Annotated in this window: 15 protein-coding genes; 6 read left to right on the forward strand and 9 right to left on the reverse strand. The window is 64.3% G+C overall.

Annotation, left to right across the window (positions count from 1 at the left end; translation table 11 throughout):
• Positions 1-28: 28 nt before the first annotated feature.
• On the forward strand, positions 29-928 hold the full coding sequence (locus tag I6J77_RS13445; protein ID WP_204109380.1) for a PhzF family phenazine biosynthesis protein: 900 nt from the start codon (positions 29-31) through the stop codon (positions 926-928).
• A 50-nt stretch (positions 929-978) separates the two neighbouring features.
• Here I6J77_RS13445 and I6J77_RS13450 read toward each other — a convergent pair whose 3' ends face one another.
• Entirely contained in the window at positions 979-1,563 is a 585-nt protein-coding gene (locus I6J77_RS13450) for an outer membrane beta-barrel protein (protein WP_204109381.1), read from the reverse strand.
• A 268-nt stretch (positions 1,564-1,831) separates the two neighbouring features.
• On the opposite strand from I6J77_RS13450, the gene I6J77_RS13455 reads away from it, so the two are divergent.
• From I6J77_RS13455 to I6J77_RS13465, 3 genes are read left to right on the forward strand one after another with little or no spacing between them, the layout of a single operon-like run.
• Positions 1,832-3,160: an APC family permease gene (locus tag I6J77_RS13455; protein ID WP_204109382.1), complete on the forward strand. Its 1,329-nt coding sequence runs from the start codon at positions 1,832-1,834 to the stop codon at positions 3,158-3,160.
• Between the two features lie 51 nt (positions 3,161-3,211).
• Positions 3,212-3,748, forward strand: a complete 537-nt coding sequence (locus I6J77_RS13460) for a (2Fe-2S)-binding protein (protein ID WP_007805594.1) — start codon at positions 3,212-3,214, stop codon at positions 3,746-3,748.
• Positions 3,745-5,997, forward strand: coding sequence for a xanthine dehydrogenase family protein molybdopterin-binding subunit (locus I6J77_RS13465; protein WP_204109383.1), 2,253 nt, complete (start codon positions 3,745-3,747; stop codon positions 5,995-5,997). Before I6J77_RS13460 ends, I6J77_RS13465 begins: the two co-directional genes overlap by 4 nt.
• Positions 5,998-6,012: 15 nt before the next feature.
• On the opposite strand, the gene I6J77_RS13470 is transcribed toward I6J77_RS13465, so the two are convergent.
• The 7 genes from I6J77_RS13470 to I6J77_RS13500 all read right to left on the reverse strand — a co-directional run bounded on the left by I6J77_RS13470 (position 6,013) and on the right by I6J77_RS13500 (position 12,204).
• A complete protein-coding gene (locus I6J77_RS13470) occupies positions 6,013-6,261 on the reverse strand; it encodes a DUF1272 domain-containing protein (protein WP_204109384.1) in 249 nt (82 codons plus the stop codon).
• 140 nt (positions 6,262-6,401) lie between these two features.
• On the reverse strand, positions 6,402-6,710 hold the full coding sequence (locus I6J77_RS13475) for a hypothetical protein (RefSeq protein WP_204109385.1): 309 nt from the start codon (positions 6,708-6,710) through the stop codon (positions 6,402-6,404).
• Between the two features lie 71 nt (positions 6,711-6,781).
• Positions 6,782-7,225: a DUF2628 domain-containing protein gene (locus I6J77_RS13480; protein WP_204109386.1), complete on the reverse strand. Its 444-nt coding sequence runs from the start codon at positions 7,223-7,225 to the stop codon at positions 6,782-6,784.
• A gap of 326 nt (positions 7,226-7,551) precedes the next feature.
• Complete coding sequence (locus I6J77_RS13485) at positions 7,552-7,980, reverse strand: hypothetical protein (protein ID WP_204109387.1); 429 nt, start codon at positions 7,978-7,980, stop codon at positions 7,552-7,554.
• Positions 7,981-8,034: 54 nt separating this feature from the next.
• Complete coding sequence (locus tag I6J77_RS13490; RefSeq protein WP_204109388.1) at positions 8,035-8,634, reverse strand: hypothetical protein; 600 nt, start codon at positions 8,632-8,634, stop codon at positions 8,035-8,037.
• Between the two features lie 572 nt (positions 8,635-9,206).
• Entirely contained in the window at positions 9,207-11,240 is a 2,034-nt protein-coding gene (locus I6J77_RS13495) for a hypothetical protein (RefSeq protein WP_239308988.1), read from the reverse strand.
• 82 nt (positions 11,241-11,322) lie between these two features.
• Positions 11,323-12,204 carry a hypothetical protein gene (locus I6J77_RS13500; protein WP_204109389.1) on the reverse strand — a complete coding sequence of 294 codons (882 nt, stop codon included), beginning with the start codon at positions 12,202-12,204 and terminating at the stop codon, positions 11,323-11,325.
• Between the two features lie 421 nt (positions 12,205-12,625).
• Here I6J77_RS13500 and fusA point away from each other — a divergent pair, with 421 nt between their 5' ends.
• Positions 12,626-14,665, forward strand: a complete 2,040-nt coding sequence (fusA, locus tag I6J77_RS13505; protein ID WP_204109390.1) for an elongation factor G — start codon at positions 12,626-12,628, stop codon at positions 14,663-14,665.
• Positions 14,666-14,744: 79 nt separating this feature from the next.
• A complete protein-coding gene (locus I6J77_RS13510; protein ID WP_204109391.1) occupies positions 14,745-15,299 on the forward strand; it encodes a DUF6438 domain-containing protein in 555 nt (184 codons plus the stop codon).
• Between the two features lie 831 nt (positions 15,300-16,130).
• Here I6J77_RS13510 and I6J77_RS13515 read toward each other — a convergent pair.
• Positions 16,131-19,169, reverse strand: a complete 3,039-nt coding sequence (locus I6J77_RS13515) for an RHS repeat domain-containing protein (protein ID WP_204109392.1) — start codon at positions 19,167-19,169, stop codon at positions 16,131-16,133.
• Positions 19,170-21,052 lie beyond the last annotated feature (1,883 nt).

Consider the following 21,052-nt stretch of genomic DNA (forward strand, 5'->3'; position numbering starts at 1 on the left):
CCCTCCCCATCACCCGCCGCCACCGACCATGCCCGACACCTTCCACTTCCTGCAGCTGGACGTCTTCGCCAGCCGCCTGTTCGATGGCAACCCGCTGGCCGTGGTGATCGGGGCGCAAGGGCTGGATGGCCAGGCCATGCAGCGCATCGCGCGCTGGACCAATCTCTCGGAAACCACCTTCCTGCTGCCGCCGAGCACGCCGCAGGCGGATTACCGCGTGCGCATCTTCACCCCGCGGCAGGAGCTGCCGTTTGCCGGCCACCCCAGCGTGGGCAGCGCGTATGCGGCGATCGAGGCCGGCCTGGTCGACGCCGGCAAGACGGCGCTGATCCAGGAGTGCGCCGCCGGCCTGCTGCCGGTGCAGGTGATCGGCCAGGGGCCGACGCGAATCATCCACGTGCAGGCGCCGCCGGCGCGGATGCACGCGGTGGACGATGCACGGCGGGCGCAACTGGCATCCGCGCTGCAGGTGGAACTTGCCGGGGATGAGGTAGTGCTCGTGGACAACGGTCCGCACTGGCTGCTGTGCCAGCTGGGCGAGGCGGCAACCGTCCGGGCACTGAAGCCGGACATGGGCGCCCTGGCGGAAATCTGCACGCGGCAGCAAGCCGTCGGCGTCGGCGTGTTCGGCCATGAACGTTCCGGCAATGCGGCGATGGCCGTGCGCGCGTTCTGCCCGGCCGACGGCATTCCGGAAGACCCGGTCACCGGCAGCGCCAACGCGGCGATCATGGCCTGGCTGGCCGCGCGGGGCGATCGCGACGGCTACGGCCTGGACTATCGCGCCAGCCAGGGCCGCGAAGTGGGTCGCGACGGCATCGTCGAGGTGGCCCGCGACGCGGCCAGCGGCGCGGTCACCATCGGTGGCCAGTGCGTCATCGGCGTTCGTGGTGAACTGAGGCTTGATGAGCCGACCGGTCACGCATGAAGAAAACGGCCGCCCGGGGCGGCCGTTCTCCTGCACCGGTTGCGCGAGACTCAGAAACGATATTCGGCAAATCCCCACAGCGAGCTGACGGCTTCCTTGGCCTTGGTGCCATACACCGTGGCACGGCTGTGGTACTCGTCGAAGTTCACGCCCAGACTGAAGTGCGGCGTGATGTCGTAACCGACGCCGACGCCACTGTAGGCCCCATCGCCACTGAAACTGTCCGAGCCGAGATTGGTCACGTTCGCGTCGAACTTCGAACGGAACCAGCCCGCGCGTGCGGACAGGTAGATCTTGTTGTTGAAGGTGTACTTGAAGTTGGCGCCAAGCAACGGCCCGGTCAGCTTGGTCTTGAGGTTGACGGTGTTGAAGTTGACGATCAACGACCCGCTCGCCTGGCCCAGGTTGACGTAGCCAGCTTCGACGCCAAGATCGCTGGCGTCGCCCATATGCCACGCATATCCGACGCGCGCCGCGGTGGTGGTGTCGGTACGGTCGTCAAAGCCGCTGTCGTGGAAGTGCGACTGGCCGACATTGGCGTTGATGAAGAACGCGCCCGTATCGGCGGCAAACGCGCCGGTCGACACGGTGCCCAACGCCACCGCAAAGGCGGCCATTCTGATGACTTTGTTCATACGATTCCCTGTTTGGACACTGCTGCCATGCCCGCTGCCACATGCATGCGGGCGCGGCATTCTGCGTGAAGCGGGAGACGGAACCAAGAGCCGCATGAAATTGCGAGACAATGCAGTTTTTGCGTCGACGCGCGGCTCCCTCACACGCCACGCGATTCCGACGCACCACCACCGTTGCGGTGTGCACGGCGAGCTGCAAACCGGGCCCGGCTTGCCCGATCGCCGGCGCGACGCCATGCTGTCGCGTCACCCCTGCCGAGTCCATCGAATGTCATCTCCTCCGCCGTCCACGGGCACCTACCTGCGCAGCCTGCGTCCCTGGGATGCCGCCCTGATCGTGGTCGGCGGTGTCATCGGCGGCGGCATCTTCCTCACTCCCGGCGTGGTGGCGCAGCGCACCGAGTCCGGCTTGTGGCTGTTGCTGATGTGGGTGGCCGCGGGCTTGCTCACCCTGCTGGGCGCGCTGTGCTACGCCGAACTGGGCGCCCGCCGGCCGCATGCCGGCGGCACCTATGTCTACCTGCGCGAGGCGTTCGGGCCGCTGGCCGGTTTCCTGTTCGGCTGGACCATGCTGCTGGTGATTTATTCCGGCTCGTCCGCCGCGGTGGCGACGATCTTCGCCAGCTATGCCGCCCCGCTGTTCGGCCTATCGGCGGCCTGGTCGCTGCCGTTGACGATCGGCGCCCTGGTTTTCGTCACCGGCATCAACCTGTTCGGCATCCGCCTTGGCGCGCAGATCCAGAACCTGTTCGCCCTGCTCAAGCTGCTGGCGGTGGCGGTGCTGGTGGCTTGCGGGCTGTTCTTCGCCGGCGCCGGCCACCAACAGGTGCTGGCCGCGGACCCTGCGCGCCACGGCGTGGGCTTCATCGGTGCGGCGCTGCCGGTGCTGTTCGCGTACTCGGGCTTCACCTATCTCAACAACCTCGCCGGCGAAGTGCGCGAGCCGCAGCGCACCTTGCCGCGTGCGCTGGCGCTGGGCATGGGCCTGGTGATCGTCGCCTACGTGCTGGTCAACGTGGCCTACCTCGCCGTGCTCGGCCACGCCGGCCTGGCCGCCAGCAACGCGCCCGCCGCCGACGTGATGCAGCAGGTGGCCGGGCCGATCGGCGCCAGGCTGATCGCGCTGGGCGTGGCCATCTCCACCCTCGGCTTCTGCAACATCACCCTGGTCGCCGGCGCGCGCGTGCTGCAGGTGATGGGCGAGGACGGCCTGTTCTTCCGCGCCGTGGCCCGCCTGCATCCACGCTGGCGCACGCCGAACACCGCGTTGCTGCTGCTGTCGGGCTGGGCGGTCTTGCTGGCGCTGGCTTTCAGTTACGGCCAACTGCTCGACTACGCCACCTTCGGCGACTGGCTGGCCTGCGCGCTGGGCGTGGCCACCCTGTTCTGGTATCGCCGCCATGACGACGCGGCAGACGGCTTCCGCGTGCCGGGTTATCCGTGGCTGCCGCTGCTGTTCGTCGCCGCGGTGGTGGCGGTGGTCGTCGCCACCCTGCTCGACAACCCGCGCAGCTCGGCCATCGTGCTGCTGGTCATGCTGGCGGGCGTGCCGGTCTACTTCGTCTGGCGGCGCCTGTTCAGCCATCCACTGCCCTAAGCGGGCGGCGGCAATGCCACAATGTGCGAATCGACCTCAAGGAGATGATGGATGGCGCCCGTGCAAGCCCAGGTCCTGCCGCCCCCTCCGGAAAGCGGCATCGTTCCGGAAAAGATTCGCGACGGCATCGACCTGCTGATCAATGGCGAGCACTACCGCCACACCGGTGATCCGCAGATGCCGCTGCTGTGGTACTTGCGCGACGTGTTGCGGCTGACCGGCACCAAGTACGCCGGCGGGCACGGCGGCAGCGGCGCCGACCTGGTGCTGCTGGACGGCAAGGCCGTCTCCGCGATCGCCCAGCCACTGGCCAGGCTGGCCGGCAAGGCGGTGGTCACCGTGGAAGGGCTGGCCGCCAACGATGGCAGCCTGCATCCGCTGCAACAGGCCTTCATCGACGAGGACGCGATCGGCTGCGGCTACTGCACGCCGGGCTGGCTGATCGCTGGCGTCGACCTGCTGCGCCGCAAGCCGCATCCGGGCGACGACGACATCGACCAGTTGCCCAACCTGTGCCGCTGCGGCTGCCAGACCCGCGTGCGCCGCGCGATCAAGCGCGCCGCCGCCGGCAAGGCAGGCCCGCGATGAGCCAGGGCATCCGACTTTCGCGCCGCCGCTTCCTGCAGGTGCTCGCCGGCACCGCGGGCTCGCTGCTGGTCGGCATCCGTTTCGCCGAAGCGGCCGACGCACCGCTACCGCCGGCACTGCTGGGCGACAACATCCACGGGCTCGGACCGTACGTGCGCATCGACGAGGACGGCAGCGTGCTGATCGGCGCGCGCGACCCGGACACCGGCACCGGCGTGGCCACCTCGCTGCCGCGCATCATCGCCGACGAACTCGACGTCGACTGGAACAACGTGCGGGTGGTCGCGCTCGGCCTCGGCGTCGACAGCCGGAACGGCAAGCCGGTGTGGAGCTACGGCCACCAGGTCGGCGGCACCGGCACCTCGATCCCCGCCGCCTGGCGCGACCTGCGCCAGGCCGGTGCGGTGGCGCGCTGGCTGCTGCTGCAGGCCGCCGCGCGCCGGCTGGGCCTGGCCGCCAGCCGCCTGCGCAGCGAGAACGGCATGGTCGTCGCGCCGGACGGTCGCCGCTTCAGCTACGGCAGCCTGGCTGCCGACGCCAGCAAGATCGCCCTGCCCACCACCTTGCCGCCGCTGAAGAACCCCGCCGACTACCGGCTGATCGGCCACGGCGTCGGCGACGTCGACGCGCGCGCCATCGTCACCGGGCAGACCCGCTACGCGATCGACCACTTCTACGGCGACGCCGTGGTCGCCGTGCTCTCGCATTGCCCCTGGCCCGACGGCAAGCTGGCACGGATCGACACCACCGACGCGCTGGCCGTCGACGGCGTGCTGAAAGTGGTGCAGCTGCGCCCCGAGCCCGGACAACCGGCGGGCAGCACCGTGATCGCCCCGGCCGTGGCCGTGCTCGCCGAAAACACCTGGGCCGCGCTGCAAGGCCAGGCCCGGCTCAAGCTCGAATGGAAGCCCGGTGCCAGCGGCGACGCCAGCAGCAGTGCGCTGGAACAGCAGGCGCTCGCCCTGCTCGGCGGCAAGAGCGCGCCCACCACCCGCGTGCGCAACATCGGTGATGTCGACGCCGCCGGCAAGAAGGCCGCGCGCCGCCTGGAGGCGACCTACTTCCAGCCGTGGCTGGCGCACGCCACCGCCGAGACGACGAACTGCCTGGTGCGGCTGGACAAGGATCGCGCCAGCCTGGTGGTGCCCACCCAGGCGCCGCAGGCAGCCTCGGCCGTGGTGCAGCGCCTGACCGGCCTGGCCGCGGACAAGATCGACATCCGCGTGCCGCGCGTGGGCGGCGGCTATGGCCGCCGGCTCGATCACGACTACGTGGCCGAAGCGGTGATGCTGGCCAAGGCGATCAACAAGCCGGTGCGCCTGCTGTGGTCGCGCGAACAGGACCTGCGCAACGACTACTACCGCAGCGGCAGCGTGCACCAGCTGGGCGCCATCATCGATCGCAAGCGCCAGCTGCTGGCGTGGAACCAGCGCATGGCCAGCGCATCCGCACTGACCGGACGCGGCGTGCCGCAGGATCACCTGTGGACGTCCGAACTGCAGGCCGACCAGTTCCCCGCCCCGCTGGTGCCGAACTATCGCAGCGACTGGTACGCGCTGGAATCGGCCACTCCCCGCGGCCCGATGCGCGGCATGCCGCACCTGAGCAATGCGTTCGCGGTGGAAAGCTTCATCGACGAAATCGCCCACCAGATGCGCGAGGACCCGCTGAAGACGCGCCTGCGCATCCTCGGCGAAGCGCGCCAGCTGCCGCTGGACAACGGTCGCACGCTGGACGTCGGCCGCCTGGCCAACGTGCTGCGCCTGGTCGCCGATCGCATCGAGTGGAAGAACTGGCTGCGCACCGTCAACGGCCTGGGCATCGCCTGCTGGCACGTCGACGGCGCCTACGTCGCGCACGCGATCGAGGCGGCGATGCAGGGCGACAAGCTCACCATCCAGCGCGTGGCCTGCGCCGTCGACGTGGGCCGCGTGATCAACCCCACCGGCCTGCAGGGTCAGGTCGCCGGCGCCACGCTGGATGCGCTGTCCATCGCCATGAATGCCGCCATCACCATCAAGGGTGGCCAGGTGCAGCAGCACGACCTCAGGGATTACCCGCTGGCCAGCATGGCGCAGCTACCCAACGACGTGGAAGTGATCACCGTCGACGACGAGCGTGACCCCGCCGGCGCCAGTTTCCTGGCCATGCCCACGGTCGCCCCCGCGCTCGCCAATGCGGTGTTCCGCGCCAGCGCGGTACGCGTGCGGCGGTTGCCGTTGATGAAGGAGCTGCTGCGGCTGCTGTAGTGGTGCCTGTCCCGATCAGCCGGCGCTGGCGCAGCCATCCGGCCTGGTCACCCGCTCCGCCGACGGCGGGTACTTCGCCAGCAGCGCCGCCGCCCGCGTTGGCCGCGGGCTGAAGCCGCCGCCGCAGTTCGGGCAGGTGCCGTGCAATACCTGCTCCACGCAGTGCGCGCAGAACGTGCACTCGAACGAACAGATCATCGCGCCATCGGCCTGGGCCGGCAGGTCACGGTCGCAGCACTCGCAATTCGGTCGCATCTGCAGCATCGGAATCTCCCCTGCCGCGCATCGCCTGCACGGCCATCATCGTCACCTGGCGTGGCTAGCCCATCCGTCCTGCCAACGGTCTGCATCGTCGCCGGCTCGAGCGGAGGCATGGCGTCGTCCCGGGCCTTGGACGGCGGCCGTCAACGGTACAGCAGCCATGCCAGAACGTGATACTCCGCGCCGATGCAGGCCAGCGACAACAGCACGAACAGCACTAGCCTCGACGCCGCGTACAAGCCATCCACGTCCCGATCCAGAGGCGGCCGCTGCGCTGGCCGGTACCACAGGCGGAAGCTGCGATCGACGATGGCGATACCGCGCACGCAGTCGACAAGGTCCTGCCAGCTTCCGAAGAAGAGGCGGCCCAGGAAGATGTACACGGGGATATTGCCCACGAGCAGCGCCAGCGCCAGCAGCGGGTGCTGGAAATCCGCGGGTCGCTCATGCATGAGCAACTCCCGGCAGTGCCGAACCTGTCCCGATCCGGCGACTCATGCGATCGGCCCAGTCCCTTGGGTGCTCAGAACCAGCTCATCTCGCCCAGCACTACCTTGCGGTAGTAAAGAAGATCGGCGCGCATGGCATAGACGGCCGCAAAACCATAGCCGACTCCGTGCGAGAGCCTGCCCTTGCTGAGTATCTCCAGCAGCACGCCCAGTGCAATGGCCAGGATGGAATACATCAGTGCCGGCCGCCACAAACCCTTGGCCAGGAAGTAGAACGGCCCAAAGAAGAACGCGAGGAAATTGAAACCGATGGCCCGCCGCTCGCCGGACTGCAAATTCCGCGCAGCGGACAAGTCCGGCCCACCCGCTTTCTCGATCAGCCTGAACTTGCGCTTCCACGCATCGGACACGTCCAGCCGTGAGACAAGGTCCACCGGCTTCGCCGCCGGAGCGGCCACCGCCGCCACCGGACGCGCCGGCTGCACGTGGTCAACGTAGGTATTGTATGGATCGCTCATGAAACCCCCTTCCCTGGATGCCGAAACCGGAATGGCAAACCGCGTCGTAGCAGGCTCGCCAGGACAAGCAACGGCCGAAAGACTACACGATCGGGCGCACGTGCCCCATGGGAAAAAACCCGATGCGGACCTGACCGGCATTTCGGACGAAACCCTTACCGCCACGGACAGTCCCTGGCAACGTTCGACACCGCATCAAACTGACAAGCAGCACGCAACACGAAGCACAACACGATCGCCAGCGGCCGCCCGAAAACTCAGGGCAAAAGCCTCATGCGGCTGGGAATGACGGGAAGTCTCTTACGGAGTTGTTAGCCCACCACATGCTACACCCACGAATTTTCATAGATGGTCTCACGCAAAAGCCGGGCGGCAAAAAGTGCCATTTCCTCAAGCTCCTTCTCGGTGGTTCCAGGATGTGCCAGGAGCTCGGAGTCATCCCAAGGCTCGTCGATGTGAACCCATTTGTTGCGGTACTTGCGTAGCGTATGCAGGTTAACCTTTAACGCATCAGAAATCGGGGACAGATCAATTAAATCTACGAGCCGCGCTTTGCCATTTTGCGCGTACTCGGAGCGAAGATAAGTCTCGATGCCTGATACGGCCGTAAGAATAGAAGCCAAATGAGCGGAATTTACAAATGCGGTGTCTGCCTCACGGACTATAAAGCTGCACCACTCCGAGAGAATGACGCCACCCTTCAGCAACTCCTCGTCCAGTGCTATCAGGTGTGACCAGCGATCATCTGGGTTCATAGGGGCTAACGCTGGAATTGAGCGGCGGCGCAGCCGTCCGTCTCGAATGAGTGGTTAGGACTCATCACGCCGATCAGCTCGACGTGATTGGGTCCAAAGTGCTCGTGATACACGTGCTAGTGCGAGTCGGCCTACTTGCTGCATTCGGTCGTAGCCACCACGATTGTGCAGTTTAAGAGATTCAATGCTTAGACTATCCGCGCCCACGAGCTCGCGACTGAGCATGGTGACATGCGCGGCTGCACCCATGAGATCGTAGTAAGCCTTGCCGACGTTGACGCCCTTAACAATGGCAACTTCGTAGGCCTCAGCGCAAGCTCGAAATGCCGTCATTGTGGAATAAAGGTCAGACGGCAGTACGACACCTCCCATCTGGACTATGTCCAGCAGGCGTTGTGATACTTCGTCCCAATGTTCGTCAAGCGAATGCTGATCTTCTTTGCTGAGTTTCGAGCCTTCTTGCAAGGCTGCGGCGATTTTTTGCAGCCTAGTTGCACCTATCGAGAAGTCGATAAGCACCTCAATCTGCTTCGCGTGTAGTTGTTGGCGTAGCGGTGAACGCTGAGACTTATAGGTGAAGTAGAAGCCAATTCCGCTCGCAATGTTTGTCGCCGCAAGGCCGGCCATTGCTATCCAAAGCGACGCGTTGTCCATCTGAGTCCTAACGCTGGAGTTAACCGGCTGCGGTGCGCAGCGTTCGGTTGTCGCGACATCCTATACCCGCAGTCCGGTTGAACGCGCTGTTCGGGAGCGAGAGTGGCGGATTCCCGATCGGTTGGTCGAGCTTCGCCCTTTCCGATAGCCGACCGCAGCGACGATGCTGTGCGTCTGAAAACAGCAAAGCGCCTGTGGCTGTCGGATGAACACCGTTATCCGACAGCCACAGGCGCTTTGCTGAGTATGCGTGGCGTTTCAGGGGAAAGACCCTGCGCAAGATATCGGAGCGACGCTGCGCGACTCATATCCCACAATCGGGGCGCTATGTCTTATCCCCCACAATCGATGGTGATAGCAGGTGCTGGTTCGGTAACGCGTCTACCTGCCTTCTGGAGGAAGTTCAGCGGCGTTTGCCGCACGGACACCGCAGCTTGTGCATCGGAACCATTACACCGGATGGATACGCCGGTTCATCCTGGCGAACGGAAGACAAACCTCGCCTGAGAAGACGCGGTCGCGCTGGCGCGTTCCGTGCCTTGGAGCAAGGCGCCACCGCAGTCCACGACAGCTCAATGGAACTGGTCGCTCGCCGGCACCCACGAACTGGACGATGAGGCAGGTGCGGCGGGTTTCACTGGCAGCGTGATGACTTCGCAGCCGGGCGGCGGCGGGCTGCCGGCGACGCGGGCGGCGGCGCATTCGGCGCTGTTGTCGAACTTGATCATCGGCGCCGGCGATGCGCTGCTGGCAGCGACCGCCGGCTTGGCCACGGGATTGGCCGGGGCCAGGTTCAGGCGATCGTAGATTTTCTGGTCCAGCGGTTTCGCCGGCGGATCGGGGTTGCCGCAGCCCAGCAGCGCGATCGGTATCAAGGGATTCACGGCGCACTTGATGCGGATGCCGCGTGGCAGATGGAAGGTGTGGGTGACCTGGGTCTTTTCCGCCGCGCGCCGCAACGCGGTGTCAATCGAACTTTCGCCTTCGGGAGCCCAGTCCTGTTCGAAGCGGGTCGGCTTGTAGCCGATGTCGGGGCGGCCGTGGCTCATGATCTGGGTGTCGCCGTGCGGCTTCAGTTGCACATACTCGCCCAGGCCGGTTTGCGGCTCGCCTTGCGCACTGCCCTTCTGCACGCCCTGCAATGCGCCAGGCTGGTTGCCGCCGGGCTGCGCCTTGCCAGCCTGGTCGCTGGCAGTCGGTGCCTTGCCTGTCTGGTCGGCAGCGACCTGCTTGCCGTTGCCCGGCTGCTTCGCCGCTTGGGCCGACGTGGCGGCGCTGCTGTCGGCCGCTGCCGGTTCGCGCACGACGGCATCGGCTCGACCCGGGTCACCCAGGTCGCTGCCTTGCGGGATGGCGTCGGGCGCGCGGCTGACGTCGCGCCCGGGCGACTGGTCCGCCGGGGTGGGCGCGGGCTGTTGCGCTTCGTCGCTGGCCTTGGACTGGGGCGATTCGGCTTTTGCCGTCGTACTGTCGGGAACGGGCGCGGAGGCCGGGGCCACCGTGGGCGGCGCGCTCAGTTCGGGAAGTTCGATGGACGGCTGGACGGCCGTTTGCCGCGGCGTGTCGGTCACCTCGATCTTTTCGCTGGGCGCCTGCGGCTTGATCTCCGCCGGTGCCGATGGCGCCAGCGGCACCGCGTCGAGCTCGGCCTCGGCCACCTCGATCGACGGCGCCTGCACCTGGGGCTTTTCGTTGGACACCGTGGGACGGGGCGCGCCCAGCGGCGCGTCCAGATTGACGATGGGCGAGGCCTGCGCCGGCAGGGGCACCGGCTGCAATGCGGGCACCGGCGGCGCGGCGGGAACCTCGGCGCGCATCACGGTGATACTGGCCGGCGCTGCGGATTTGGGCACGCTCACGTCCAGCGCGATGCTCGGCATGGCAATCGGCGGTGCGGCCTGCGGCGGCACTTCGGGCATCGCCAGCGAAGGCGGTGGCGGCATCGGCCGATTGCCTTCCAGTTGCGGCTTGCGCACGGACTCGGGCTGGAACTTCGGCGGCACCGGCGCCTGCACCACCGGCGTGGGCAGGTTGATCGCCGGCGGCTCGCCGGCCAGCGGCACCGGTTGCAGATCGGGCGCCGGGGCCGGTTGCGGCAGGCTCACCGGTGCCGGTGGCGCGGCCACGGGTTTCGGCTTGGGCGCCTTGACCTTCGCCACCCTGGCGACCACCGGCGGCGCGGCCGCTGCGGGTGGCGCCGGCGTCACCACTGCCTCGACGTTGGCGCTGCGTTCGCTGACCCGGGCCGGCCGCTTGTCGCGACCCTGGTGGCGTGGCCCGCGCTCTTTCGGTGGCGTGCCGCGCACCGGTGGCGGCGGTGGCGGCTCGGGCGGCTCGATCAAGCGCACCTGCAACAGCACCTGCTTTGGCTCGGGCGGCAGCACGACCTGGAACGCGGGGCCGAGCACGAAGCCGAACAGGAAGAACAGATGCACCACCACGGCGCCCGCCATCGCCACGATGCGCAGGGTGCGTTCGCGCGGCCGTGGCCGCGTGCGCTGGTGATACACGCGTGCACGAGTGGCCGCCGCCAGTGGCGAGTTCAGCATCACCTGCGCGGGGTTGGCGGCGCGTCGGGAGGTGGCGTGTGGCGGTGGCGCGGGCATCGGATGAGTGTAGCGGGCGCCGCCCCGGTTGCGCGTGACGGGCGTGACGATCGACCGTCGCGAGGTTCATGCCGCGGCGGGTTCAGTGCCCGCGCGCTGCCTTCGCGGCCCGCTCGCGCAGCTCGGCATCCACCGCACGATCGGGCGTGTCCACCGGGCAACCCCAGGCCAGCGGCTTGCCGGCGCGATACATGTCGATGCAGGCCTGCTCGCTGGGCGGCTTCGGCGCATGCGCCTGCCCATCCAGCGAGCGCGCCGGCGCCATGTTGAGGCGCACGTCGCCGTCCTTCGCCGAAGGTTTCGCCGGTGGATCGCCGCCACAACCACCCGCCAGCATGGCCAGAGAGATCGCGCAGTGGATGCGCACGCCGCGCGGAAGCCGGATGGTCTTCTTCACCGTGGTCTTGTCGACCAGCTTCTGCAGCGCGCTGTCGACGGCGTTGCCCTTGCCCCAGTCCTGGTCGAAGCGCGTGGCCTGGTAGGTGACCGGACTGCGGTGCTGCATGATCCGCGGTTCGCCCTGGGGCAGATGCTGCACGTAGTCGGGCACCGGCGTGCTGCTTGCCGGGGCGGGCAACAGGGGCTGGCCGTTTGCATCGAACAGCCGTGTCGTGTCGGGCGGGGGCGGCGCGGGCAGCTGCAGGCTCATGGCGTTCTTTCGCGCCGGTTCGCGCGGCGCCAGCGGAGCGCGGGGACGCGGCGGTGCCTGCAACGCCGGGGCCGGTGGTATCGCCCTCGCCGGCGCGCTGCTGATGAAGCGGATCTGCAGCGCTTCCTGCGCGGGCGCGCTGGTGGTCGGGGCGATCATTCGGGGACGCATCTGCTGCCACACCACCAGCACAAACACGCCGTGCAGCAACGCGGCGAGCAACAGGGCCAGCCAGTGCTGGCGGCGTTCGCGACGTGGCTCGTGCCAGCGGCGGCCACGCCCGGCGGCCAGGGCGCGCGGGGTCGCCTCGTGCATCGGCGGCGCCGGCGACTCCTCGGCGGGCACCGGCGACGGGCGTTGGGCGAGCGGCGAGCGGGCGATGACGGAACCTCGGGCGTGGCGGGAGCGGGCAGCATGCCGAGCGGGAACTGAATTCCGGCCGGCCGGATGGCGGCGCACATCCGGCGGGATGGCGACGCCACGGCGCTTGAGACCACCCGGCGACGGCGGCGGTTCCCCGCAGTGCAGCTTGACCCGCACGCCGCTCGGCTCAAGTCTAGGCGGGCGGCGCCTTGCGCCGCCTCTCCGCCATGACCGCCCGATCCGCTGACTTCGCCTGCCGCGAACTCGAGGACGACCATGACGGCCCGCCATTGTCAGCCGCTACAGCGCGGCTTCGTGCGGCGCCGTGGTTGATGCCGGCACGATCCGCGCCCAGTCATGGGAGGGTCGCATCGTGACGTATTCCACGGAAAGCATCCGCAACATCGCATTCGCCGGGCACGCCGGCGTGGGCAAGACCAGCTTGTTCGAGGCGCTGCTGGTCGCCGGCGGCGCCATCCAGTCCGCCGGCAGCGTCGAGCGCGGCAACACGGTTTCCGACAGCGACAGCCAGGAGAAATCGCGCGCCCATTCCATCGACAGCTGCGTGGCGAATCTCGATCACGGCGACTGCCACGTGAACCTGATCGACACCGCCGGCTACGCCGACTTCCGCGGCGCCACGCTGGCCTCGCTGTCGGCGGTGGAAACCGTGGCGGTGGTGGTCAACGCGATCAACGGCATCGAGTACGGCACGCGCCGGATGATGATGCATGCAAAAGCGCGCGGCCTGGCTCGCGTGCTGGTGATCAACAAGATCGACTTCGACGGCGCCAACCTGCCCGCCCTGGTCGACGCGCTGCGCGACGAGTTCGGCAGCGAATGCCTGCCGGTGAACCTGCCCGCCAATCGCGGCAGCCGCGTGCTGGACTGCTTCTTCCACAGCGACGGCGCCACCGATTTCTCGTCACTGGCCGAGGCGCACCAGCGCATCCTCGACCAGGTGGTGGAGATCAACGAAGGCGTGATGGACTGCTACCTCGATGCCGGCGAAGGCTCGCTCACGCCGGAGCAGCTCCACGATGCGTTCGAGCAATGCCTGCGCGAAGGACACCTGGTGCCGATCTGCTTCGTCAGCGCCCGCACCGGCGCGGGCATCCGCGAATTCCTCGACCTCGCCGCGCGATTGCTGCCCAATCCCGCCGAAGGCAACCCGCCACCATTCGCCCGCGACGACGGTACGCCGCTGGCGGTCAGCGCCGATCCGTCGGCCCACGTGATCGCCGACGTGTTCAAGATCGTCAACGACCCGTTCGTGGGCAAGCTGGGCGTGTTCCGCGTGTGGCAGGGCACCGTGCGCCGCGACAGCCAGCTGCTGGTCGACGAAGGCCGCAAGCCGTTCAAGGTCGGCCACCTGTTCCGGGTACAAGGCAAGAACCATGTGGAGATCGAAGCCGCCGTGCCCGGCGACATCGCCGCGGTGGCCAAGGTGGAGGAGATCCATTTCGACGCGGTGCTGCACGACTCGCACGACGAGGACCGGATCAGCCTGGCGCCGCTGGCGTTTCCCGCGCCGATGTTCGGGCTGGCGCTGGAGCCGAGGCACAAGGGCCAGGAGCAGAAGCTTTCCAACGCGCTGGCGCGGCTGGCCGAAGAGGACCCGTGCTTTCGCGTCGAGCACCACAAGGAGCTCAACGAGACCGTGGTGCGCGGCCTGTCCGACCTGCACCTGAAGGTGATGCTGGAACGCATGCGCGAGCGCTACGGCGTGGAGGTCGACTCGCATCCGCCGCGGATCGCCTATCGCGAAACCATCGCCGGCCACGCCGAAGGCCATCACCGGCACAAGAAGCAGACCGGCGGCGCCGGCCAGTTCGGCGAGGTGTTCCTGCGCGTCGAGCCGATGGAACGCGGCGCCGGCTTCGAGTTTGTCGACGCGGTGAAGGGCGGCGTGATCCCCGGCCAGTTCCTGCCGGCGATCGAGAAAGGCGTGCGCCAGGCGATGGAACACGGCGCCGTGGCCGGCTATCCGCTGCAGGACGTGCGCGTCACCGTCTACGACGGCAAGTACCACGCGGTGGACTCCAAGGAAGTGGCGTTCATCAGCGCCGGCAAGAAGGCGTTCCTGGATGCCGTGGTGAAGGCGCGGCCCACCGTGCTGGAGCCGATCGTCAACATCGAGGTGGCGATCCCCGAGCACAACGTGGGCGACGTCACCGGCGGCCTGGCCGGCAAGCGCGCCCGCATCCTGGGTACCGACAGCCAGCGTGGCGGCGAGCTGGTGATCAAGGCGCAGGCGCCGCTGGCCGAACTGACCGACTACCCCACCGAACTGAAATCGATGACCGGTGGCCGCGGCCGCTACAGCCTCGACCTCAGCCACTACGAGGCGGTGCCGGCCACCGTGCAGAAGCAGCTCAGCGAAGCGTGGAAACCGCACGCGGAGGAGGACTGATGGCGCCACGCGCCACGCGCACATCGCCTTCATCGCACGCCGCTATGCTGGTCATCCCCGACCGACACGGAGCATCACCATGAAGCCAGCCTGCACCCTGCTGCTGCGCGGCCTGCTCTGCGGCTCGATGCTGTGGCTGGGCGCCTGCGCCGTACGCGCCCAGGTCGACGGTACCCAGCCCATGCCTGAAAACAGCATCACCCTCGAACGCAGCACCTGCTTCGGCAACTGCCCCGCGTATCGCGTGACCGTGACCGCCGCCGGTCAGGTCAGCTTCACCGGCCAGGCCCACGTGCAAACCATGCAGGCCACCGGCCAGGTCACCCCGACCCAGCTGGCCGCGATCCACGACGCGCTGGCGCGCGCGGATTTCGATGCGATGCAGGCCAGCTACGTCAGCCGCAACGACGGCTGCGGCATGATCATGACCGACCAGCCCGGCATCAGGATCACCGTGGGCGGCCCCGGCGGCAGCCGCAGCGTGGACTTCTACCTCGGCTGCACCGGTCCGGTCGCCGAAGCGGTACGCCCGCGCATCGAACAACTGGCCAACAGCATCGACCGGCAACTCGGCACGCGGCGCTGGATCGGCACGCCGAAACCACCGGGCGCGGCGGAACACGTGGAGCGCTGAGCAGACGCCGCCGGCGCCCCGCGCGTAGGGCGAACATCGTCCGCCGGCTCTTCAGGGGCCCGTGACCCTCCGTGGCGGATGCCGCTCGCGGCGCGAACTCGATGGCGACGAGTTGCCTCCCAGCGTGGACCTATCGCTACAGAACGCCGCGCAACCTATCGACATGACTGCGATAAGACATGGCCGACGATGTCCTCGCGCGTACCCGGCAACACGGGGAGATGCACCGCGGTTTCAACGCTTGGTGGAGAAGGTCTTGAGAAAGCCAGCTGCCTGGCGTTGGCTCGGGGAGCCAATATCAAAGATCGCAATTTAATCGCCCGTCCCCTCTGATTCTGGAGCCGATGCTCCGCCATGCCACAACTTTCTCGACTGAGGTTCGGCGCTAATCAGGCCTCACCGTCCACCAGCAGCCGAGATCATGGATCGAGTTTTAATTTCCACCTTGATTATCGTCATTTACCGAACAACATAAACAAATAAATTCGTAACATGGACCGTCATCGAAGCATATCATCATGTGCTTCCATTCTTTTTTAGGCTGCTTAGAATTTTCATGCACCCTCATTATTTCGATTAACCACGGACTTTCTGGAAGGTCAACTAGTTTTCCGTATGCCTCATTAAACATACGAGCGCTACACGACGTGAGATATGTGCATCTGAAAGCCTCCACGCCATCGAATATTAAGGTTTTTTTTACCAGTCCTCTATCAGAACCTTCTACAAAAAAAAACAGCTCACATTGTCGCATTGGTAAGATTCTAAGAGTTGGCTCAGTCACAAGCTCCGTAGCAGGCACTGGCAATTTCCAAAGTTCATTAACCATAGCTATTGTCCTGATATCAAAGTACTTGCGTTAGGCCCAGAACCCGTTATGCGCAAGACGTCAGCGCCATTTGTCGAAAGACCATTATTAGAAAGTCGCTGGGTTATTTGCGCCTCTGTTCCCGCATGACCGGTCATATCGATAATTCTCCATGCGCTTTGCGGCGCCCCCGATTGCATTAAAGAAAGCGCAGATCGCGTGTTCACAATTAACGGATTACCACCTAGTGAAACTATGCGCACGGGCACGTCAGAAGCCGTTAGACTACCGGCTCGCAATTGCCCTGCTACATCTGCGATTGATTGACCGGAAAAGCTTCCCTGAGAACTAAAGAATGGGCTTGCCGTTGTCTGGGAAAATCTCAACATGTCACCGGAGACAGACGCTTCCGAGCTTAGTACAGCGCCCCTAACTGCCGAGCTTTCCAACATCAATGGCGAGAATGTTATAGCTGTTCGAATCGGAGCCAACAGGCTATCTGCCAAGGTAGCGTGTTGATTCAGACCAGCCATCGTAGCTGCGTCCATTAGTGTTTGGTGAAGCAGATTCGACGCCGCACCTTTCAACTGATCCAAGGGACTTGGCTTCGGAGGCGGCGGCTGGCGTGGGCCCACACACAGATCTTGACGCCCATCAGGATCAATATTCAGAATCGGATTGTTCGACGCGTAATGGTACCGGTTGAAGTTGAACGCATTTCCTGCACCCACCCCCACCGGATCAACACTCAAAAACCTCCCTGTCCCCGGATCGTAATACCTCGCCTGCATATAAACGAACGCCGTCTCCGGATCATTCACATGCCCGGTAAACCCCGGCTGGCTCTGGTTCGGGCCGCTATACAGGTCACCATACGGCCGGTAACTGAAGCTCGCCGTGACATTGCCGCTGGCATCCGCCTCGCGCACCGGGCTGCCTAGCCGGTCGGTCAGCAGGTAGGTGACGGTGCTGCCCTTGTGCCGTGCGATCAGCTTGCCGTTGAGGTAGATGTAGTTGGTGCCCTGCCCGGTGGCCGCGTCGTAGCCGAACATCAATTGCCCGGCCTGGCTGTAGAGGCTGTAGGTAGCCGCCGCAGCGCCGCCCACGGCGGGCGTCTTCATGATCCGCCGCCCCGCCGCGTCGTAGGCGTAACTGGCCACGCCCGGCACCTGCACCAATTGGTTCTTGGCGTCGTACACCATGGAGAGCGAGCTGAACACCACGTTCTGATGGGTGCGATTGCCGTAGACGTCGTACTGGTAATTGGAGAAGCCACCGCCGGGTACGGTCATGGTGGCGAGTCGGTTGTTGTTGTCGTAGTTGAAAGTGAACGCTAGGCCGACAGCCAATTTGCTGCGCAGGTTGTTGAGAGCGTCGTAGGTGTACGTCTCCGTACCCCACGCATTCGGCGCGATCGCCGAGATCAGCCGGTTCAGGCCGTCGTAGCCGAGGGTCTGGTTGTTCTGGCCGTTGACCAGATCCGTGACGCTGGTGAGGTTGGCGTCCTTGTCGTAGAGGTAGGCCTCATTCAGGCGCTGCGTACCGCCGAGGGCGTAACTGAGGCCCGACGGCAGCAAGCGCGTGTTTTTCTGGATCAGGGCGCTGATGCCGTTGCCCAACAGGTGGCCCTGTTCGCTGCCGTCGGGAAAGTAGTGCACGCCGCTGGCGTAACTGCCTGCCTGGGTGGCCCGGCCCAGAGCATCGGGTGCGTAGGCGACGCCTTCGCCGGGACTGCCCGGGTAGCCGATGGCTGAGACGTGGCCGTAGGCATCGTGGGCGTAGCCGAGCCCCCATGCCAGATTGTTATTGTTGGGAAGCCAGAGCACTTCACTCGTCAACATGCCGCGGAAATTGTAGGCATAGCCCTGGATCGCGATGCCCGAAACGGCCGTCTTGAGTTGGCCCAGCGCGTCGTAGGTATAGATCGTGCCCTGCGTTCCCGTCGGCGGACTGATCGTCAGCACCCGATTCATCGCGTCGTAGGTGCGAGCGGTTTTGGCCGAGGCGGCCACCTGATCCTGGCTGCACGCGCTGCCAGTGATGGCCAGGCCCGTGGCGCTCCAGTCCAGGTTGTTGGCCGCGTCGTAGTGCATCACGGTGCTGCCGCTTTCCGGCTCGGTGCTGCGGCACAGGCGGTGGTAGATGTCGTAGTAGAGATATTTGGTGAGGCTGTCCTGCTCGGTGCCGTAGAGGCCGGATTGGGTGATCGACAGCGGGTTGCCGTAGAGGTCGCGAGCGATGGTCTGGGTGATGCCCTGCGGCGCCTGCACCTTGACGGCGGCGTCGCCACCGGGCTGGTCGAACACCTGGTAGCTGGTGGTGGTGATGTTGCCCTTGGGGTCGGTGACCTGGCGGCGCGCACCGGACAGGTAGGCGGTCAGGCTGGTCAACGGGCCGAGTTCGGAATCCTGGATGCTCTGTGTGAGGCGGCCCAGGGCGTCGTAGCTGTGGTGCGTACCGCTGGTGATGGCGGACAGCGCCGGTGTACCGGCCACCGGGTACGACGCGAACGTGGCCTGGCCCTTGGTGTCATAGGCGTTGGCCGTGCTGGTATCCGACCCGGCCGTGCCGATGATCGAGGTATCGCTGAGCAACGGGCGCAGCATCGCGTCGAAGTAGGTGACGGTGGAAGCATTGCCGGTGGTGACGGTGCGCCGCCAATGGTTGGCGGCGATACCGCGTTCGGCGCTGGTCACGAAGGCGTAGGCGAAGTGCGTGGGGTACCACGCCACCTCGTCGCCACCGGGATAGCTAATTTGCAAAAGCCGTCCAGCCGCATCATATTGGTAAGAAGTCGTATTTCCAGCCTGGTCAGTTATCGAACTGATCTGACCCAGGTCATCCACCGTCGCAGACTGGTGCGTCGCATCAGGATAATCAATTCGCTGTGGAATGCCCAGCTTGTAATTGGTATATGATGTCTTATTGCCATTATCATCTATTGTCGTATACAGCTGCCCCAAAGAATCATATGCATATGACATCTCGTGACGCTCAAAATGCCACCAATCCACAGCCAAATCGTCTGTGGAATACGCATACCGATCAACGACCTCACCCAATGTTAGGTTAACTCTTTGAAGGGGCAATCCAATAACCCACAATGACGTGTCATTTAAGTATGATGTCTGCTCCTCAATGGAATTTTGCCCAACGATCGAATTTGATCTCTTAACTTTGGTCGGTTGCGCATAAGCATCGAAGGCCTCTACCTGCCAAGTGTAAGTGTCTCCGTTTTGAACAACTGTTCGCGAACTTGGCACACGAAGTTTCCCATCGCTACCAGAATCACCAGCGATGTTACCTTCGTTCCCCACAACTGGAAAAGCAGTCCACCGAGTGGATTCCGTTCGATCTATGTTGGATAATGATGCTCCAGTCTCAGTCTTAAGAAGAAGACCCTCATCATCGGAAAGCCATTTGTTCCCCACAGTGTAACGAACAACGGAATTGTCCGGCTGAGTAATGACCACCGTGCGATACGTTGGCGCATTGGACGCACAAATGACATCAGCATAGTTTGACTGAGTGTAGCAGCCGTTCGGGGAACCGTAATCATACTTCCATGTTGATGCACTTATACCCGCCCCAGTTATTGATTTCTCAGTAATAGCCACGCTGTCATAGAACGCCGGGTATCTAACGTATGAATTTGCCTTGCCGCTCGGATCTGTAACCAGAGGCCCGCAGGTCGAAGCAACGTACGACTTTCCGAAACGTATAGGCTTGAGCGTAAAAGTTCCGATAGCACCAGAGGGTGCGTGAACAACTATCGCTGACTGCCCTAGTAGTGCAGCCGAAGGAATATCACATCCAGCGAAGTAATTGCCGTTGTGGGAAATATCCCCTGAGCGCGCGAGGGACCATGTTGATCCGTCTGGATTAGTCACGACGAAGCTCAAAATACTACCTGTTGCAACGTCTTTGACCCAAGTGATAGTCCATGTACGACTTCCATCTGTTATCGATTGTCCGCTCGCTATGTCTGACACGGTCAATTTTCGCCCATCATTGGAGCTAATAACGAGCGCTCCATTGATCGTCTCATATTTGACCCAATTACCAAATCGGTCTTTAATAATACTAACGTTGAACCGACGCTCTACGGGTTGCAGTATCGTACTTGCTCCTTGAGCCGCAGCTTTCCAAATTGACGGGACAGCTAAAGGCCCGGATGCGGGAGAGTCAAAATAATATGTGCTCCCATCGGGAGCACGCCCCAAGAATGCTTCACCATTGCCGTCTTGAGATGGTATGCATGAAAAGTACCAATGATTCTTTGTCGTCCACGTATAGGCTGCACCGTCAGCAGGCCTAGGATCGCCAGTCCCAAGCTGCCGCATCAACTCTGAGCTCCCATTCAATTGAATCAGTTGATTACCGTGCCAGTACTCGTCGGAAAAAAATGTGTCGGGTTTTCCGCTTGTATTGACCACCTCTGGAGGGGAACCAAGGCCTGAGGGCGCGGAACATCTATTCGTTGTCCCAGCCCCACCCACCTGCGTTGCTACCCAACCGGTTCTGTTGCTAAAGATGCCACTCAGATGCGGCCTGACTATCTCTAGTCCATAGTGAACATTGGGCGTCTCATATGGCGCGTAGTCATATGTCACTTCAACCGGAAGTTGATTGCCGCCAGAAAGACTAACGACCGTGTGCCGAAAACGTGTTTGTCCCGTGGATATATCTATTTGGTCGCCAAATTCAGCCCCACCCAAAATGATGGAATTCTCTGATTGTTCAACATGCTTATGATAGTCCTCAGGAATCGAAATACTGCTTTGCGCCATAGACACGAAGGTCGCGGCACTAAGGACCAACGCTATAAATAATGAGAGCGATTTCAAATGACTTCTCCTATATACCTCGGGATCAAATCAATATATCTGACGCACAGCGCAATCCATCCCGTATCCACTTACCTAATAGCCGCAACATATGGCCG

This window comes from Rhodanobacter sp. FDAARGOS 1247 (assembly GCF_016889805.1).
In the GTDB taxonomy this organism is placed as follows: domain Bacteria; phylum Pseudomonadota; class Gammaproteobacteria; order Xanthomonadales; family Rhodanobacteraceae; genus Rhodanobacter.

Bases quoted from the DNA above. Each gene is read 5' to 3' on its own strand.
- I6J77_RS13500 (WP_204109389.1), bottom strand. From the start codon at position 12,204: ATGCACGAGGCGACCCCGCGCGCCCTGGCCGCCGGGCGTGGCCGCCGC.
- I6J77_RS13485 (WP_204109387.1), bottom strand. From the start codon at position 7,980: ATGAACCCAGATGATCGCTGGTCACACCTGATAGCACTGGACGAGGAG.
- I6J77_RS13470 (WP_204109384.1), bottom strand. From the start codon at position 6,261: ATGCTGCAGATGCGACCGAATTGCGAGTGCTGCGACCGTGACCTGCCG.
- I6J77_RS13475 (WP_204109385.1), bottom strand. From the start codon at position 6,710: ATGCATGAGCGACCCGCGGATTTCCAGCACCCGCTGCTGGCGCTGGCG.
- I6J77_RS13490 (WP_204109388.1), bottom strand. From the start codon at position 8,634: ATGGACAACGCGTCGCTTTGGATAGCAATGGCCGGCCTTGCGGCGACA.
- I6J77_RS13465 (WP_204109383.1), top strand. From the start codon at position 3,745: ATGAGCCAGGGCATCCGACTTTCGCGCCGCCGCTTCCTGCAGGTGCTC.
- I6J77_RS13450 (WP_204109381.1), bottom strand. From the start codon at position 1,563: ATGAACAAAGTCATCAGAATGGCCGCCTTTGCGGTGGCGTTGGGCACC.
- I6J77_RS13495 (WP_239308988.1), bottom strand. From the start codon at position 11,240: ATGCCCGCGCCACCGCCACACGCCACCTCCCGACGCGCCGCCAACCCC.
- I6J77_RS13445 (WP_204109380.1), top strand. From the start codon at position 29: ATGCCCGACACCTTCCACTTCCTGCAGCTGGACGTCTTCGCCAGCCGC.
- I6J77_RS13455 (WP_204109382.1), top strand. From the start codon at position 1,832: ATGTCATCTCCTCCGCCGTCCACGGGCACCTACCTGCGCAGCCTGCGT.
- I6J77_RS13480 (WP_204109386.1), bottom strand. From the start codon at position 7,225: ATGAGCGATCCATACAATACCTACGTTGACCACGTGCAGCCGGCGCGT.
- I6J77_RS13510 (WP_204109391.1), top strand. From the start codon at position 14,745: ATGAAGCCAGCCTGCACCCTGCTGCTGCGCGGCCTGCTCTGCGGCTCG.
- I6J77_RS13460 (WP_007805594.1), top strand. From the start codon at position 3,212: ATGGCGCCCGTGCAAGCCCAGGTCCTGCCGCCCCCTCCGGAAAGCGGC.